General features: G+C 58.4%; 9 protein-coding genes and 1 pseudogene. All 10 read right to left on the minus strand.

The window, feature by feature from the left end:
• Nucleotides 1–58: 58 nt before the first annotated feature.
• The 10 genes and pseudogenes from ACTHND_RS17305 to ACTHND_RS17350 all read right to left on the minus strand — a co-directional run bounded on the left by ACTHND_RS17305 (nt 59) and on the right by ACTHND_RS17350 (nt 16,467).
• Nucleotides 59–3,325 carry a PAS domain S-box protein gene (locus ACTHND_RS17305; protein ID WP_440179217.1) on the minus strand — a complete coding sequence of 1,089 codons (3,267 nt, stop codon included), beginning with the start codon at nt 3,323–3,325 and terminating at the stop codon, nt 59–61.
• A 264-nt stretch (nt 3,326–3,589) separates the two neighbouring features.
• The gene (locus tag ACTHND_RS17310) at nt 3,590–4,225 is read right to left on the minus strand and encodes a MarC family protein (RefSeq protein WP_440179218.1); all 636 of its coding nucleotides are present in this window, start codon (nt 4,223–4,225) and stop codon (nt 3,590–3,592) included.
• Between the two features lie 58 nt (nt 4,226–4,283).
• On the minus strand, nt 4,284–4,832 hold the full coding sequence (locus ACTHND_RS17315) for an Hsp20/alpha crystallin family protein (RefSeq protein ID WP_440179219.1): 549 nt from the start codon (nt 4,830–4,832) through the stop codon (nt 4,284–4,286).
• Between the two features lie 41 nt (nt 4,833–4,873).
• Nucleotides 4,874–5,323: an Hsp20 family protein gene (locus tag ACTHND_RS17320; protein ID WP_440179220.1), complete on the minus strand. Its 450-nt coding sequence runs from the start codon at nt 5,321–5,323 to the stop codon at nt 4,874–4,876.
• Nucleotides 5,324–5,561: 238 nt separating this feature from the next.
• Nucleotides 5,562–5,981, minus strand: a complete 420-nt coding sequence (locus ACTHND_RS17325; protein ID WP_440179221.1) for a GNAT family N-acetyltransferase — start codon at nt 5,979–5,981, stop codon at nt 5,562–5,564.
• 128 nt (nt 5,982–6,109) lie between these two features.
• The gene (locus ACTHND_RS17330; protein ID WP_440179321.1) at nt 6,110–6,679 is read right to left on the minus strand and encodes a MerR family transcriptional regulator; all 570 of its coding nucleotides are present in this window, start codon (nt 6,677–6,679) and stop codon (nt 6,110–6,112) included.
• Between the two features lie 15 nt (nt 6,680–6,694).
• Nucleotides 6,695–6,913: pseudogene (locus ACTHND_RS17335) on the minus strand (MerR family transcriptional regulator); the annotation flags it as partial.
• Between the two features lie 355 nt (nt 6,914–7,268).
• Entirely contained in the window at nt 7,269–9,473 is a 2,205-nt protein-coding gene (locus tag ACTHND_RS17340) for a putative bifunctional diguanylate cyclase/phosphodiesterase (protein WP_440179222.1), read from the minus strand.
• The gene (locus ACTHND_RS17345; protein ID WP_440179223.1) at nt 9,470–11,428 is read right to left on the minus strand and encodes a sensor histidine kinase; all 1,959 of its coding nucleotides are present in this window, start codon (nt 11,426–11,428) and stop codon (nt 9,470–9,472) included. Before ACTHND_RS17345 ends, ACTHND_RS17340 begins: the two co-directional genes overlap by 4 nt.
• Nucleotides 11,429–11,931: 503 nt before the next feature.
• A complete protein-coding gene (locus ACTHND_RS17350) occupies nt 11,932–16,467 on the minus strand; it encodes an autotransporter domain-containing protein (RefSeq protein ID WP_440179224.1) in 4,536 nt (1,511 codons plus the stop codon).
• Between the last annotated feature and the right edge of the window lie 178 nt (nt 16,468–16,645).

Consider the following 16,645-nt stretch of genomic DNA (forward strand, 5'->3'; position numbering starts at 1 on the left):
GAGGTCGGGCAAAGGATTACAAATAGTGTGCGTGTGGCCGGCACAGTGAACTTAAGCACTACTTTTGGAAAGTCGACGCTGCCTTCGCAAGGGAGGCCTTGTCCAGCACGCCGCGCACACGTGTAGCCAGTTCTTCCAGGGTGAACGGTTTGCCGATTAGCTCGACGCCGGTGTCAAGTACACCGTTATGAACAATGGCATTACGCGTATATCCGGTCGTGTAGAGCACGGGCAAATCCGGGCGACGTTCCGCAACCAGATCCACGAGTTGGCGCCCATTCATTTCAGGCATGACAATGTCCGTGAAAAGCAACTGGATGTCCGGGCGGTCAAGGATCATGGCAAGCGCCGTCTGAGCTGTCGCCGCTTCGAGCACACGGTATCCCAGATCGGCCAAGGCCGTCACCGAGAATTGCCGGACAAGATCCTCGTCATCGACGACCAGTATCAGTTCGCGATCATCCGCAGTCGGCAGGTGTTCAAGTGACGCCACCTTTTCGATATCACTGTCACTCCCAACGTGGCGTGGGAGGTAGATTTTGATGGTCGTTCCCTGACCCGTTTCTGAATAGATCTTGACGTGGCCGCCCGATTGTTTGACGAAGCCGTACACTTGGCTCAGGCCGAGGCCCGTGCCTTTGCCGACTTCTTTTGTCGTGAAGAAGGGATCGAACGCCTTGGCCATGACTTCAGGCGGCATGCCGCTCCCGGTGTCGGTGACGGCGATCAGCGCATATTGGCCTGCGGTCACGCCCGTTTCCGATGCGGCATACCGTTGGTCAAGATAAGCATTCATGGTTTCAATGGTCAAGCGGCCACCATCGGGCATTGCATCGCGGGCATTTACGGCCAGGTTCAGAAGAACATTTTCGAGCTGGTTCTGATCGGCATGAATGCGCCAAATGCCACCTGCCAAGACGGTTTCAAGGCTGATGGCCGCCCCTAGAGAATGGCGAAACAGTTCCGACATGTCGAGCACGAGTTTGTTCGGGTCAAGCACTTTGGGCTGAAGCGGCTGACGGCGAGAAAAGGCAAGTAACCGCTGGGTCAGGTTGCCGGCACGCCGTGAAGCTTCCAAGGCGGAGGATATAAGCGTCTTGGCGCGAACATCATCCGGGCCCGTCCGCCGATCCAGCAGTTCGAGCGAACCAGAGACGACAGCAAGCATATTGTTGAAATCGTGAGCCACGCCTCCGGTAAGCTGTCCTACGGCTTCCATTTTCTGGGCCTGACGCAACTGGTCCTCGGCTTCGGCCAGACGCGCCTGATCGCGCAATCGGTCTGTCACGTCATACACGAATTGGTAGGCGCCGATAAGTCGGCCTTGGCCATCGCGCAGACTATTGAATTTCATTTCATAATAACGCCGGTCCAACATCGGATCGCCGAAATCGTCAATGGCGGTAAATTCTTCGCCCGACAACGCCCGGGTCCAGATTGCCTTCACGTCTTCCAAATGCTCCGGCTTGTCGGCCAGGATGGTCAGCATGTTGTCGCCAGCCTTCGGGCGTATGCCGAATATGCGTTCGAACTCGTCGGCGCTCGACTTGTTGATGGCGAGCCAGTTAAAGTCGAGATCGACCACCTGTACGAACGCGTCGGTAGTTTCGACAATAACCGCGAGCAGGGCGCGTTCGGCCAAGGCATCAGCCACGCGGTGTTCAAGGGTCGTTGTCAGTTCCTCATATGCCTGCAATGCGGCTTTCTGGTCATGGATATCCGTGTTCGTTCCGATCCAACGATCTATGTCGCCGTTCGTACCTTTTATAGGAACGGCCCTGACGAGATGCCAGCGATAGGCTCCGTCGGCACGGCGCACCCGCAACTCCACCTCATAGACGGTACGCGCCTCCACCGCGGTAAGCCAGGCCGCCCGCACGCTTTCCCAATCGTCAGGGTGAACCAGTTGCACCCAAGCCTCCGAGGTAAGGCTGCCGGGCGCAAATCCGGTATAGGTATGTGCCTCCTCGTTGTACCAGTTGGAAACGCCTTCGGCGTTGGCCATCCAGACATGGTTTGGCATTGCCTGCGTCAGGGTGCGGAACTGGGCTTCACTGGCAGCAAGGGCCGTCTCGGCTTCGCGACGATCGGCCAGTTGACGCAGGCGATCCGCGAAAGTCTCCATGAAGGTGACGTCTTCAGCCGCCCAGCATCGTGGTTTACTGGCATTCAGGTAGACGATGGACCGAAGCCGATCGCCCCTGAGGAAAGGCACGACGAGTATCGCCCGGGTATCCACGTCCGTCGCCGTTTTCAGTGTCACTTCTTCAGTGCTCAAAGGATCGTTGAACAGGTCCTTGATAGCGACTGTCTCACCTTGGCTTAGACGTTCGACGATTTTTACGCCGAAAATATGCGCCGGGAACTCTCCGAGCAACGGCGGCACAGTGCCATCTGTCCAGCACGTCGCATAATCGAAAATGTCCTCGTTCTGCCTAAGGTCTCCAATACCGACCCGAGACGCTTCGAAATGCCGCCCCAGAAGGGCACACGCCTGATCTACCGCCTCGGCGGTATCCGCGTCCTGGATAGTGTCGGTGAGTTCCGCCATGACATCGCGCCGACGTTCAGCGGCCTTGCGCGTAGTGATATCGAGCGTAGTGCCAATAATGCGCACACAGCGGCCGTCTTCATCGAAAATGCCGCGGCCCTTGGCGGCGACCCAGCGAACCTTGCCGTCGTCCTGCCCAATGGTGCGATATTCGACATCGTAGAGCGAGCGAGAGATCGGGTCCTGCGCCGCGAGGTAAGCGCGGATTGTGGCTTCCCTGTCATCTGGATGGAGACCGGCATAGAAGTCGGACATACTGACCGGGTCAGAATGCGAAATTCCGAACATGGCCCTGCAAGCGGTATCCCAAAAGAGCGTGTTGCTCGGCACATCGACATTCCATAGGCCGAGCTCCGCCGCCTCGCAGGCAAGACGAAGCAGCTCTTCGGTTCGCTTCTGGGTCGACACGTCGCGCGCGATCTTCGAGGCGCCTACGATATTTCCTTCTGCATCCTTGATCGGCGAAACGGTAATCGACACGGTGATCAACTCGCCCGACTTGCATCTCCGGACCGTTTCAAAATGCTCAACCCGTTCGCCCGCCTTAATGCGGCCGATTATAAGATCCTCTTCCTCCTGGCGTTCGGGTGGAATGATAAGTCGGATGCTCTTGCCGATCACCTCGTCACGGGAAAAGCCAAAAATGCGCTCGGCGCCGCGGTTCCACGACAGGATTGCGCTATCCAGGCCCTTACTGACGATAGCATCGTCCGAGGATTCGATAATTGCAGCCAGATGTGCATCCGGTGATATGCTCGAATTGTGGTCGCCCATTGTTATCCATCTGGAAAGTGGTCACCGGTTCAGAATCTGTTCGGACCGAATTTACAGAGTCACGGATAACACGCAGGAATTCAGTCGGCCTTTATGAGTCCCTTATTTCGGGGAGGATTTGTTGTCAGTAGGACGGCCGTGGCTTTCCGTCCTCGACTTCACAGACCAGGCTGAGGACTTGCCATCGCATCCGAAGAGGCAAGTGTGTTGAATATCGCAGGCAGGGCTTAGATTTCGGTCGAATTTATTCGATCGTGCTTAAACCTAAGCTAACAGTCCTGGCAACTCTGCCCTGATCCCGGTGAAAATGAAATTCACACCGATTGCAGCTACAAACAACGCCATGATCCGCGTGGCGACATTAATACCAGTCTTGCCGATCAGGCGATTGAGCGGCGTCGCCGCAAAAAGAGTGATTGCAATCATAAGTGCCGTCAGAACCGAAACCCCGACCAGTGCCAGCTTATCCGGCCATGCCGGACGATCTGCGGCGAGCGTGATCATTATGCTCATCTCTGCGGGCCCGACCAAGAGCGGGAAGGCGAGCGGTGTTACGGCAATGCCATGAATATCCTGCTCGGCTTCAGTCCTCTCATCGGTGGTTTGCATAAAGCCACCGTACCGGGCTTGGAACATTTCGAAGGCTATGAATAGTGCCAACAGGCCGCCGGCAATTCGAAAATCGTCCAGGCCGACGTTGAAGAACAAGAGTACTTTCTGGCCGAGCAGAGCGGCGGTTACGAGCAGGAGCGCGACCGAGATCGCAGCCACGGCAATAACCCGCGGTGCGGAATTAGGCTGCCCCTTTTTTGTCAGACTAAGAAAAATGGGCGTGACCCCGACCGGGTTTGAAAGGGAATAGAGCAAGGCTGAGATGCCAATGAGCTTATTCAGTTCCATGATACGACGGCAATGAAAGGTGATTGCGCCGCCCCGCTTTTGGCGGAGCGGCAGCCGCTTAAGCGACTTTTTTAATTTCGATTTGTTTCACAGGTGTGCCGGCCACTGCAGCGATGCGTGGGCAAGTGATCGACAGGACACCGTTCTTGAAGTAGGCGTCCAGGCCGTCCCGGTCTGCGTCGTCCGGCAGGGATAGCACGCGGCGAAAAGAGCCATAGGTGCGTTCGACACGGTGAAGGTTCCTGTCCTTGTTTTCGACTTCCTGGCGCTTTTCACCGCTGATGATCAAGGCGCCGTCATGGGCCAGCTCGAGCTTGACATCCTTCTCGTCAACGCCCGGCACTTCGATGGTAATCACGTACTCGCGTTCGCCGGACACGACATCAACGTGCGGCCGGAGGAAGAGGGGTTGCGTCGCGCTTGGCCAGGTTGAGAATGTAGGAAAGCCGAAGTTGCGCAGGACGTTGTTGAAGGCCCGCTCCAAATCTTCGTGGAGCTGGAGAACGCCCGCGGGCTGGCCGGCAACAGTGTCCGGCTCTGCTCTAACGGGCTGTTTATTGTCCTCATGGCTAAACCAGTTCCATGGACTGAGTTTCTTGATGTCCATTTTTACCTCCTTTGTCGGTCATCAAGTAAATGAAACAGGGGTTAGGCGGCACGCTCGCAGTTATCATTAGATTGGAGCAGTCGTGGCGACTGACCCGACTTAATCTCGATCCGGCGCGGCTTCAGTTCGTCCGGAACCTCGCGAACGAATTCGATACGGAGCAATCCGTCCTTCAGGTCGGCGCCGGTGACCGAAACGTAATCGGCGAGCTGGAATTTGCGTTCAAAATCGCCGGTCGCGATCTCACGAAGAATGAATCCGTTTTGATCCGGCGATGGCCTATGCCCGGTTACCGTCAAGAGGTTATCATGCGTCGAGATTTTCAGGTTTTCCTGACCATACCCTGGCACCGCCAGTGTGATCGCGTAGCGCTCTTCGTCCAGCTTCTGGACGTCGCAAGCCGGATACCATGGTGCGCCAGTATCTGCGAGGTCGGCGGAATTGGACAGCGGGTCCAGGCCGAATGATAAGTATGATAGAGTAGGTGTCATTTGCGAAACCTCAAATCAACAAGGTTGAACGAACAACGAGTGAAGCACGGCTCCACGCCCAAAATCTTGGATGGCCAATTTTTGATTTCAAGAGGGAATGGCTAAAATTTTTGGATGCCATTGTCGAGCCCGAAATGTTCGCCTGAAACGGCTCGTATTTGCTCGGAATTGACACCTGTCGCTGAGTGCCTCTCAATATTCGAATTATTCGCTTATCGTTGTTCCTAAAGATTTCGACCTACAGCTTCCAACGGAAATGAAACGCGTCAATTGTGAAGCCGTTGCGAAAATAGAAGCGGTGTGCGCCTTCACGTGCCGTGCTCGATAACAGTTCGATCTGGGTGCAGCCTTCCTGCCGGGCTTCCTCAACCAACCAATCCAGGACCTGCGCGCCGAAGCCCATCGAGCGTGACGCTTCGTTCGTTACGAGATCGTCGATGCTCAGAAACTTGCCGCAATAGAGCATATCTTGTATCCGGTATCCGGCCACCGCTTGGACGCCCCCATCGGACTCTAGAAATGCCAGCCGAAACCCTTGAGTGGACATCAGGTCGCGAATACGAGCGACATAGGTGTCAGGGGTCAGGAATGGACGCAGTTGGTTCATCACCAGAAAGGTTTTCTGTATTTCCACGTCGCTTTCCGCGCGTTTAATCATGATTTCGTCCGTTCGTTTAAACTGGTTGCATAGGCAGAAAGCTTGCTGCGTAAAGGTCAAAAGGGCAGCCTGCGGGTTGGGTCGTATGGTGTCAGCGCCCGGGGAGGACGGGCGCTGACGTGCAGGCGTTATACTTTCGGTCTGTCCATCAGGCCCGCCTTAATGGCCGCCGCGTAAGCCTGCTGCACGAATTCGGTCATTGAATTAGAGGCAGTCGAAGCCGCCTGGAACGTTGGATTGTCGTTCAGAGCGCGCGTGACATCCCGGACCTTTTGAGTGAGATCCGGATCGCCGCCAGTCGTCTCAAACACCTTTTGCATCCAGCGCTTCGCCAGGTCCATCGCCTCTATCGAGTCAGGATCACTGGTCGCCATTAGCCGGGAGGCTTCTTCGTGCAGCTTGGGCCAGACGGGATCAGGCTGGAGGAGAATCGGAACACCATCGCGCGTTAATGCGGTACGATCCTTGTCTGTCAGATGCTTCGCGGCGATATCGTCATAGATTTCATTCAATTGATTGGGCTTCGCAGTCATGAGGGTCTCCTTTGTGAGAACAATAAGATCGTCCGAGGAGAGAGACTGTTGCGTGGCCAGTTTGGCGCGGGCCGCACGTAGAAGTCGGGCGGCGCGTTGCAAACTTTCCAATTCTGAAGCCACGACTTTTTCGTGAACCTCCAGCAGCTTGGCGATATCGGGCACTTTCCCATTCAGGATTTCAGCCACCCGATTGAGCGGAAAGCCAAAACGCTTCAGGGCTAGAACCTGGTGTAGTCGCGCAATTTGATCAGGACCGTAAACCCGCCACTCCGCCGATGTCCGCTCTGGACGGAAAAGGCCTTGTGCTTCGTAAAGTCGTAACGCCTTTCGGCTTACGCCTAGCCGGCGGCACAGGTCTGCGACAGTTAGGTAGGGTCCAGTCTTATGCAACAACATAACTCCATTCTTCGAACCCTTCGACTATTGGACCCGGTCCCTAGGGCCAGCTCAAGAGAAAAATGTAGCTAAAGCGTAATATTCAGATTTTGGGTGAGGGGACACCCCGAACTGTCCGGTTTCGTTCGAGCGCTCGATGTCCGTTATCGGGATTTTCGGAGTATATAGCGAATGACCCCTTCGGGCGGAAAGACGCCCGCCGCCCGTGAGCCCTTACCTCCAGAAATTCCATTTTCGGGGGGCAAGAACGTGGGAGCATGTCAACCGTATCCTCGGCGCTCGAACTTACGGTGCTCAAACATTGGAATTCGATTCCGGCGTTAATTGCGCAACAACAGCGCGGTATAGCCAGTCGTCAGCCGGCGCCTGATTTTTTAAATGGGAAACTGGCGGTATCGGCACCGTTCTGCATCTGACGCAAAAGATGCTCGATCTGGGCAACCTCTACGGGGCGGCTGAACAGATAACCCTGTATCTCCGCGCAGTTTTCGCGGCGCAGGTGTTCGAGTTGGTCGGCCGTCTCGACACCCTCGGCCACGCAATCGAGATTAAGGTCACGCGCCAGACCAAGGATGCTATGGACAATAGCGGCCGTACTGTGATCATTCACGATATCGCGCACGAAAGAGCGGTCAATCTTGATCCTGTCGAGCGGAAACCGTCGCAGATATCCCAGGGACGACCAGCCGGTGCCGAAGTCATCCAGTGATAGCTTGACGCCCATTGCCTTCAGTTCTTCCATGACCCTGACGGTCACTTCGGTATCATCGAGCGTCAGGCTTTCGGTCAGTTCGAGTTCAAGCCATTCCGGGGCCAGGCCCGATTCATCCAGCGCGTCGCGGACCGCCCGGACGATATCCCCGCGATAGAACTGCTGGGCGGACAGGTTGACCGCAACGCGGACCCTGGGCAGGCCGTGGGCCTGCCAGGCGGCGTTCTGCAGGCAGGCGGTACGCAGCACCCAGCGGCCGACTTCCACCATGCGCCCGTGTTCCTCCAGCAAGGGGATGAACAGAGCCGGCTGGATAAGGCCCTCTGTCGGGTGATGCCATCGCAGAAGCGCCTCCAGGCCCGTTATGGTGGAATCGCTGACCGACACCTGCGGCTGGTAGTGAAGGATGAATTCACCCCGGTCACAGGCACCATAAAGGTCGTTAGACAAGGTGTGCCAGCGTTCGGCCGCCATGGTCAGGTCGCTGGTGAACAGGCGATAAGTGCCGCGGCCGTTCTTTTTGGCCTGGTACATGGCGGTGTCGGCAGCCTGGAGGAGGGCGGAAGGGCTGTCTCCATCGGCCGGATACATGCTGATGCCGATACTAGTGCCGATGCGAAGCGTATGGCTGCCGAACTGGAAGTCCGGTTCCAGGGCAGCCTGGATGCGCTGCGCCAGGATCTCGGCATCGGCGCTGCCGGACAGGTCTTCGGCCGCGATGACGAATTCATCACCGCCCAGACGCGCCGGCGTATCGCTATCGCGTAGGACGCTGCGCAACCGCTTAGAGACCTCTTCGAGCAGTGCGTCGCCGACGAAATGCCCCAGGCCGTCATTTATATGTTTGAAGTGATCGAGATCGAGCAGGAGCAGACCGACCTGCGTGTGGTCGCGGCGCGCGCGCGCTATGCCCTGACCGAGGCGGTCCATCAGCAGGGTGCGGTTGGGCAGCCCCGTCAGGGCGTCATGCATGGCGAGGTAGCGGATACGCGCTTCCGCTTCTTTTCGCGCCTTGACATCGCGCAGGGTGCATTGGGCCAGTAACCTGTGGCCGACGCGATAGGTGGTGCAGAGCACCTCGACGCTGACCGTGGTCCCGTCCGGGCGTTCCCAGGTCCATTCGGCCCATGTCATTTCGCCGCTCTGCCGCAGCGTATCGACGATCGTACGGGCATCGCCGACGGCCGCGAAAATGGGTAGGTCGTCGAGATAACGGCCGCGCACCTCATCCAACGGCATGGCCAGGATATGGGCGCATTGCGCGTTGAGATCATGGACGGTCCGCGCGTCGCAATCGATAACCAGTATGCCGTCGCCGGCGGTTTCAAAGAGGCGACGGTGCCGCAGTTCCGAATCGCGCAGGGAGGCTTCCACAAGGTGACGCGCCTCAACCTCCGCCTGGAGCGAGATCTTCTGTTCCAGAAGCTCGACGCGCGCCTTGCGAAGGGCGATATGCGTCCGGATGCGGGCGATCAGCTCCTCGATCTGAAATGGCTTGGCGACATAGTCGACGCCACCGGCCGCAAAGGCGGATACCTTGCTGTTGACATCGGTTAGGGCGGTCATGAAAATAACCGGGATGTCGCGGGTACGCGCGTCGGTTTTAAGCCTGAGGCAGGTCTCGAAGCCATCCATGTCGGGCATCATGACATCGAGCAGGATAAGGTCGGGCTGGGCATAGCGCAGCCGGTCGAGCGCTTCCTGGCCGCCCAGCGCCACCAGAACCTCGTAGCCGCGGTCTTCCAGATGGTCGACCAGAAGGCCAAGATTGGCCGGGGTATCGTCCACCACCAGGATCTGGGGCAGGGCGGGGGATGCGTCCTGACCGTGCGGTAACAAGTGGGTCATGCGGCATCTCTCTCTTTGGCTGCGACTTCGATCAGGCGTAAAACGGCAGGGGATTGATAGGCGGCGGCCAGGGAATCGAGCCTTTCCGCAAAGCCGCGGTACTCAGGCCCGGCCGCGATGATTTCCGGGACAGCCTTGCGGATAGCGCGCAGGTTTCCGGCGCGCGCCAAGAAAAGCAGGTGGTCCAGTTGCGGTCCGAAGGGCGCCACCAACGGTGTGCCAGCTTCAAGTTCTCTCGGCGGAGTTGCGCTGTCCTCTGACGTAACAGCCACGGCATCCCGAGCCTCAAGCCTGGCCATTTCCTCATCGGCGCGGTCGAAGGGCACCTCGACAATAAAGCGGCTGCCGCTCCCTATCCCGCTTTCCACGCGGATATCGCCGCCCATCATCTGGACAATATGATAGGTAATGCTGAGCCCAAGCCCGGTGCCACCGCTTTTGTCGATGGCATTGCCGGCCTGCTCGAAGGGCTGGAAAATCCGCAGGAGCTGGTCAGGGCTTATGCCGATACCGGTATCGGTAACGCAGAAACGCAGCCTGGTGTCGTCCGTCGCGGAGGCGACGTAGCAAGCCTCGAGGTGTATTTCGCCCGACGGCGTGAACTTGATGGCATTGCCCAGCAGATTGATCAGCACCTGGCGGATGCGTTTCTGGTCCGCCACCACCAGACGGGGCACGTCGTTGGCGATATGCACCGTGAACAGCAGGCCCTTTTCTTCCGCGCGCAGACGAACCATCTGTGCCACATTGAGGACGCACTGACGGATATCTAAGACCCCGGGCAGCAGTTCCAGCCGGCCGGCCTCCACTTTGGCGATATCCAATATGTCGGTGATCATCGTCAAAAGATGCTCGCCGCTGTGTTCGATCGTCTGGATGGCGGCCAGGTCGCGCTCGCTTGCCTTGGTAGTCTTCAACAACTGGGCATATCCCAGGATTGCATTGAGCGGCGTGCGCAATTCATGGCTCATATTGGCGAGAAACTGCGACTTGGCCGAACTGGCGGCCTCGGCGGCCGCGCGGGCCTCGGCCAGTAGGCGGCTTTCCTCGGCCTGCTGACGCTGGCGCGCTTCATAGAGCCGCCGCATCCGCAGGAAGCGGAAGACGAGAAAGCCGCCGGTCAGGATCAGCCAGATGCCCAGGATGATGAGATACCATTGGTCGGTGGACAGCGAGACGCCGTGAAACGCCAGGGAGGAGACCTTAACGTCAAATTTTCCGTGCGGTGTCTGGCTGCCCGATGAAAAAGCGAGAGACACAATAGCATCCATGTCGGTGCCGGCCTCGTCCGCCGTGACGCCGTGACTGGTGAGCCACCATTGTTCGACGGCGAACTGCTCCGTGTTCAGGTGGATTTCGTTTACGCCTTGCGTAACGGGAAATTCGGCGACGAAGGGCATGGTCTCGCCAGGCTTGATCTTATTGCCGAGTGTCGCCGGGGCTGTATTTTGCAGCAACAGGCGGAGATGATCGCCAACACCATGATAGGTCAGCCGGATCGTGACATTCTTGTACTTTGAAAAGTCGATCCCCTTACCCTTGCCGGGGGCTTCGAATTGCACGCCATAACCGCAATAGACGAATTTCGCGCCCTCGCGCAGGTCACAGCTCCAGACCAGCGGTTTGGTCGTATCGTGATCGATGGAGGAATTGCCGCCATCATCCCTGTCACCATAGACGAAGGGATAATACTGACCGACCCGTGATGTGAGGTCGAGGTGCCGGCTGGTTATGGCTTTCTGACCGAGGACTGCGGCGAAGGTCAGCGCAATCAGGAGGAATATCGCCGCTTCGACCTTGAGATTGCTGTAATGCAGCCAGCTACGGCGGGGATGGGCCTGTCGGTCGGTGGCCGCAGCGTGCGGAGCGTCTTCCAGCAGATTATGCGCCACAAACATGGGGGCGATGTCATTGGCAAGGTTAACGCCTGAAGCACTGTTGTAACGCTTATGCAAACTGAACTCTCATACTTTGGCGACCATTATATTTTTATGTCCTCCCTGTCGCCGGAGGTACGTCTGATCATTTCACAGAATGCTTATTAATCGGTTGCTGCCGGGAAATATTTATACCATCGGCATTTATAGCGAATGATTTGCGCGCATATTGATTGTGTTCTGCGGTATTTGGCTCGCGATGTACAAAGAAATACGAAATCGTAAAGCCCAGTCGCCGGCCCTAATCTTTTATCCGCTCGATTAGAAATTTACTTAATCGATGTCCGCTTCCGTTCGTAACGACGTTCTGTTCGGGAAGTGTCTGCTTTGGGGCGCGAAGGCGACCCGCAGGTTTTGGCCCGAACCGGACATGTGAAGGATCTCAACCTAGGCCCAAACCGGAAATTTTTGTCAGTGTTACGCAAACAGGAAATCCACCGGACATTGTCCGGTGGGCCTGATGAAGGTGCGGGTGAATGACAGTATACTTCTGTGCTTTACCCTAGCGCCGGCAGGACAGATCAAAAGCGGATCATAAGCGACGCCTTGGCGGAATGGTCGGTGAAGGTGTCCGAAACGCTGCCATTGTAGTTGACATCCCAGATGAAGTTTCGGCGTACAAGACGGAGGCCAGCCGAAATAGCCGCCGCGTCGGAGGCGATGGCAATGCCTTTGATGGACATGGTTTCGGGAGAGCCATCGAATCCGGCCATCATCAGCGGGGTCCGGTTGTTCAGGGCATGACGCCAGCTTAGTTTGAAGCGCGGTTGGATCGGACCTGTGGCCGGATCACCTTCCAAACGTACCCCCAGTTCGCCGAACCTCACATCCTGTTTGCCGGGATCCACGTTCAAAGCGGTGGCGGCGCCGGTTTCGCTGGCTTTGTCGAAATCCGCACTGACGCGGCTCATGCCCGCGAACGGAGTGACGATGGCCCCCTCGATCTGATAGGAACGGCCGAGTTCAGCCCAGATTTGCGACATATCCCCCTTGGCCTTGCCGCTGACAGTGCCGCCGAGTGCGCCGAGCGTCGCCTCACGGGTCAGGGTGTCATTGACTTGGCCATATTGCGCGCCGGCCTGAAGGGCCCAGCCGTTCTGGCTGGTCCAGCGAATGCGACCGGTCACGAAGACGGTATCGCCCTTGATGCGGGCCGCGTCCCGGCCGCGTGTCGTCAGGGTGCCCGCACCGACCGAATAGTCGAGACCGCCCTGTTTCCAGCCGAAACCGGCCGCCAGTCCACTGTGATCGAAGTCCAGGCCCTGCGTCGCGCCATCGCGCCTGGCCTTGCCGGATGAGCCGAGCACCGTGCCCCACAGCCAGCTTCCGCCTTCGGTGCCAGGCGCTATGTCGGTCTGGGCGCGCAGCATCTGCGACGTTTCGATGGTGGCGGAGGACAGGGTCGCCCAGGCTTCACCAGTCAGGCTGGCGAAGTCCGGAGAGACTTCCGTATCCGCCAGAAGCAGGGTTTCCTCGAACAGCGCATTGCCCGGGCCTTGTGCCTGTAGCAAATTTCCGACAGCTTTTTCGTTGGCCGTCTGACCCAGATCCGCAAAGGCGACATCGTTGCGTGTCAAGGTAAGAGACACTGCATTTGTACTATAGGCCAGGGTCGGTGTCAGGAAGGCGAAGTTGCTGGTGACCGATCCGAAATGACCATTGATGCCTCCGGCCGCCGTCAGGATGGTGTAGTCCGTCTTGCCCTTGTAACGGCCCGCCGCCGCCAGGATGTTGACGCTGGCATCGCCTAACGTGGCAACACCTGTGACATCGACAAGGTCGGCATGTCCGGCATTATCGACCTCGACCTCCAGGGCCGATGATGAATTGAGTATCAGGTCGCCATTGATCCTCAGGTGGCCAATCGAATTGCCCGCGCCGATCGTGCCGCCATCCACTATGGTGTCGCCGACCGTGCCGTTGCCACCCAGCTTGGCATCTTCATTCACCGTTACACCGGTTCCGCTGAATGTGCCGTTCACCGACAGTATGCCGCCATTGATCAGCAGGTCGCCGGTGTAATTGCTGCCGTCACCGTTCAGCTTCAGATCACCGTCGCCGTCCTTCGTGAGCGTGCCATCGCCACTTAGGCTGCCAGAAAATACACTGTTGGAAGACTGATTGACCGTCAGGTCGGTACTGCCCAGGTTCAACGTGCCGGAATCGCCGGAAAGGGCCGCGATCGTTTGCTGGCCGCTGGTGTTTTGCGACAGGTCGATAGTGCCGCCGCCCAAATCCAGTTGTGTCGTGTCAGCCAAGGCGCCAGTCAGGGCAATGGTCCCGGCATTGACCTGGGTCACACCGGTAAAGTCGTAGAGGCCGGCAAAGATCAGGGTGCCGGCGCCGTCCTTTTCGAGCAGGCCCGTGCCGCTGAAGCCCCCGGAGAAAGTGTAGTCATCTGGCCGGTCAAAGATAAATGTACCATTGTTGACCAGATCGCCGGTGAAATGACCCGTGGCCGTCCCGTTGCCAATCTGAAAAACGCCGGTGCCATCGGTTTGGATATTGCCGCCATAAGTGCTGGTCAGCAACAGGCGGCCCTTTTCGACAAAGGTCCCGCCCGTATGCTGAAGGCCCGCCACATCGTCGAACAGAACGGTGGCCGGACCTTGCAGATAGACCTGACCGGCACCGGTGATGGACAGATTCGCTAGGTCGCCGGCTTCGGTATCCGTGTCGAGATCGAAGGCAAGTTTGCCGTCAAGCTGCACAGACGCGGTCTGGATGGCCAGATCGCCCCCGTGCTGCGCAACGGTGAGCACCGCGCCGGCTGCGATGGCGACGTCGTCAAATGTGGACGGCGCCTTGGCCGCGCTCCATTGGCCGCTGTCTATCGACAGGTGTTCGGCATTGCTGAACGCCGCGACTTCGCCAGTGCTATCGCCACTACCTTCGCCCTGAGCATGGACGGTATCCTCCCCCGCGCCCAGATCGGCGACACCGCTGACCGTGGAACCGGTCATCATGGTGAAGCTGTCATCGCTGTCACCCATGCGGACCGCCTGTCCGTTGGCGGCGGAGATCGCGCCTGCGTTGACCAAATGGGTCGTTCCGACGGTCAGGATCGTGGCGCTGGTGGCGCTGGTGCCGGCGACCGTTCCATTGACCTCGATCGTGTTGACGCCATTGTTGCTTTCCGCATGAATGGCTTCGCCGGTCGCCGAAATATTGCCGCTGGTTATATTCACATCCTCTGCGGCTTTGGCCCAGACGCCGGTGGCGTGATCGCCCGTGGCATTCAGGTTTTCAGACGCGACCGAAACATCGCCGGAATTGGCGCGCGCCGAAATACCGATGCTATTGTCACCCGTAGTCGTCAATGTGCCTGATGAGACCTGGGTGTTACCGGCCGCGATCGCGTAAATGGCCAAGCCGCCATCGCCGGTCGTCTGCGCCGTCCCGCTGGTGATGCTGACATTGCCGCCGGCCGACGCACCAATGGCTGTGCCGTAAAGGGCGTCGGAACTGGCATTCTGGCTGGTGATGGTGACATTGCCATCCTGCGAGGTGCCGGTGATGGCATCGCCGGTGAAGGGGCCTATCTGACCCGTACCCTTTACCTCGGTCTGGTCAGCGGTGATGGTGATATTCCCACTGGTGGCTGTGGCAACGATGCCTGCGCCGCTGTCGCCCGTAGTCACGACATGGCCGCTGGAGACCGTCACATCGCCGGCGCCGCCACGCGCCGCAATGGCAGCGGAATCCTTGCTGGCCAGGGTGACATTGCCGGAGTCAACCGTGATTGCACCATTGCCGCTCGCGGATATGCCGTAACGGTATTCGCCTTCGACCGAAACGTCCGTGCTGGTAACCTGAATAGCGCCATTCCCCCCTTCAACGATGATCCCACCCTGGGCGATGCGCAGTCCGTCCGAACCCGCGCCGGTGTCTGCGCCTGCGCCCGTGACACCCACAGCGTTCGATACGATATTGACTGCGCCTGGCGTCGTTACCTTGATGCCGTTGCCCAGATTACCGCTGGCAGCGACGGCGCCATCATTGCCGATATCGACGGCGCCCGTCGCCGTTACAGTGATACCGGAGCCACCGGAGGCGATGGAAGCCTCCTCGCCCAGGGTTACCGTGACCGCGCCGCCTGATGCCGTAATGCCCGTTTCCTGGTGTGAGACAAGGTCGCCGTTCAGTGTCACGTCGACCTTTCCGTTTCCGATCGAGGTGGCATTGAGACCGAACCGGTCGGATTGTGAATTCCCGAGTGTGACGCTGATATCGCCCTGGCCGCGCACGAGGGAGGCGTAGCCACCAGGGCCGGCCTGAACGCTGCCGGCCGTAACCGTCACGTCGCCCTGATCGGAAAAGACATTGATCGCCGCCGCATTGTTTCCTGTCGCCGTCACCGTGCCGGCATTAAGCTTGGCGCCGGTGAGACCGCTGACATAAAGCGTCGCGGCCTGCTCGCCGTGTGAAATGGCCTCATCGACCGTTACCTCAGCCGTCGTCCCGCCCAGCGCCACGGCGCCGGAACCATACTGACCGTAAGCCTCAAGATGGCCGCCTTCAATGACAACCGCCCCATTAGTCGAAATGCCGGCCACGGCATCCGCTGCGCCAAGCGGATCAAAGTCCAATCCGCGCACCACGGCATCCCGCGTATGGATGTGAACATTGCCATTGGTGGATGTCGCCAGGATGCCCGCCGTTCCAGTCCCTGCCATATCCAGGCTGTCGACCTGGATATCGATATCGCCATTGCCGGAGGTCGCACGCACGCCAATGAGATTGCCCTGGCCCGTTACCGTCACAGTCCCAATCTGCACCTTCACCGTACCGGCGCCGCTTGTGGTAGTCGTAACCACTGAACCGGTATCGCTCGAAGTGGCTGTCGCCGTAACATCGTCGATTGTCGCGTCAATGGAGGCCGTCCCGGCCTGTATATCCGCCGCGACCGGCGTGCCTGAGGCTGCGCTTTGGTTGACTGTCACATCGCTTGTCGAATGAATGACGACCGGCGCGGCGGCCAATGGGCCTGCCAGCAATGCCGACATGGCGGTGCCGGTCAGTAAGATATGCTTAGACAGATTACAGTTTTTTCTCACGATAAATTCCCCTAACAGGCAGCCTGGAAAATCGGCCGCATTGGACGCCCCTCGCGTGCGAAGATCCCGGAGAGCGCCTGACTCAGGCAACATGAAGCGGCCTTTGCGACTGCGCATCCCATGATCATGGTATTTGGTATCCATTGAAAATTGACATGTCACCGATGACATGATCTGC

The sequence above is a fragment of the Asticcacaulis sp. genome (assembly GCF_051954415.1).
Lineage (GTDB): Bacteria > Pseudomonadota > Alphaproteobacteria > Caulobacterales > Caulobacteraceae > Asticcacaulis.

Coding starts and splice junctions, on each gene's coding strand:
- ACTHND_RS17315 (WP_440179219.1), bottom strand. CDS start 4,832: ATGGACATCAAGAAACTCAGTCCATGGAACTGGTTTAGCCATGAGGAC.
- ACTHND_RS17305 (WP_440179217.1), bottom strand. CDS start 3,325: ATGGGCGACCACAATTCGAGCATATCACCGGATGCACATCTGGCTGCA.
- ACTHND_RS17325 (WP_440179221.1), bottom strand. CDS start 5,981: ATGATTAAACGCGCGGAAAGCGACGTGGAAATACAGAAAACCTTTCTG.
- ACTHND_RS17340 (WP_440179222.1), bottom strand. CDS start 9,473: ATGACCCACTTGTTACCGCACGGTCAGGACGCATCCCCCGCCCTGCCC.
- ACTHND_RS17310 (WP_440179218.1), bottom strand. CDS start 4,225: ATGGAACTGAATAAGCTCATTGGCATCTCAGCCTTGCTCTATTCCCTT.
- ACTHND_RS17320 (WP_440179220.1), bottom strand. CDS start 5,323: ATGACACCTACTCTATCATACTTATCATTCGGCCTGGACCCGCTGTCC.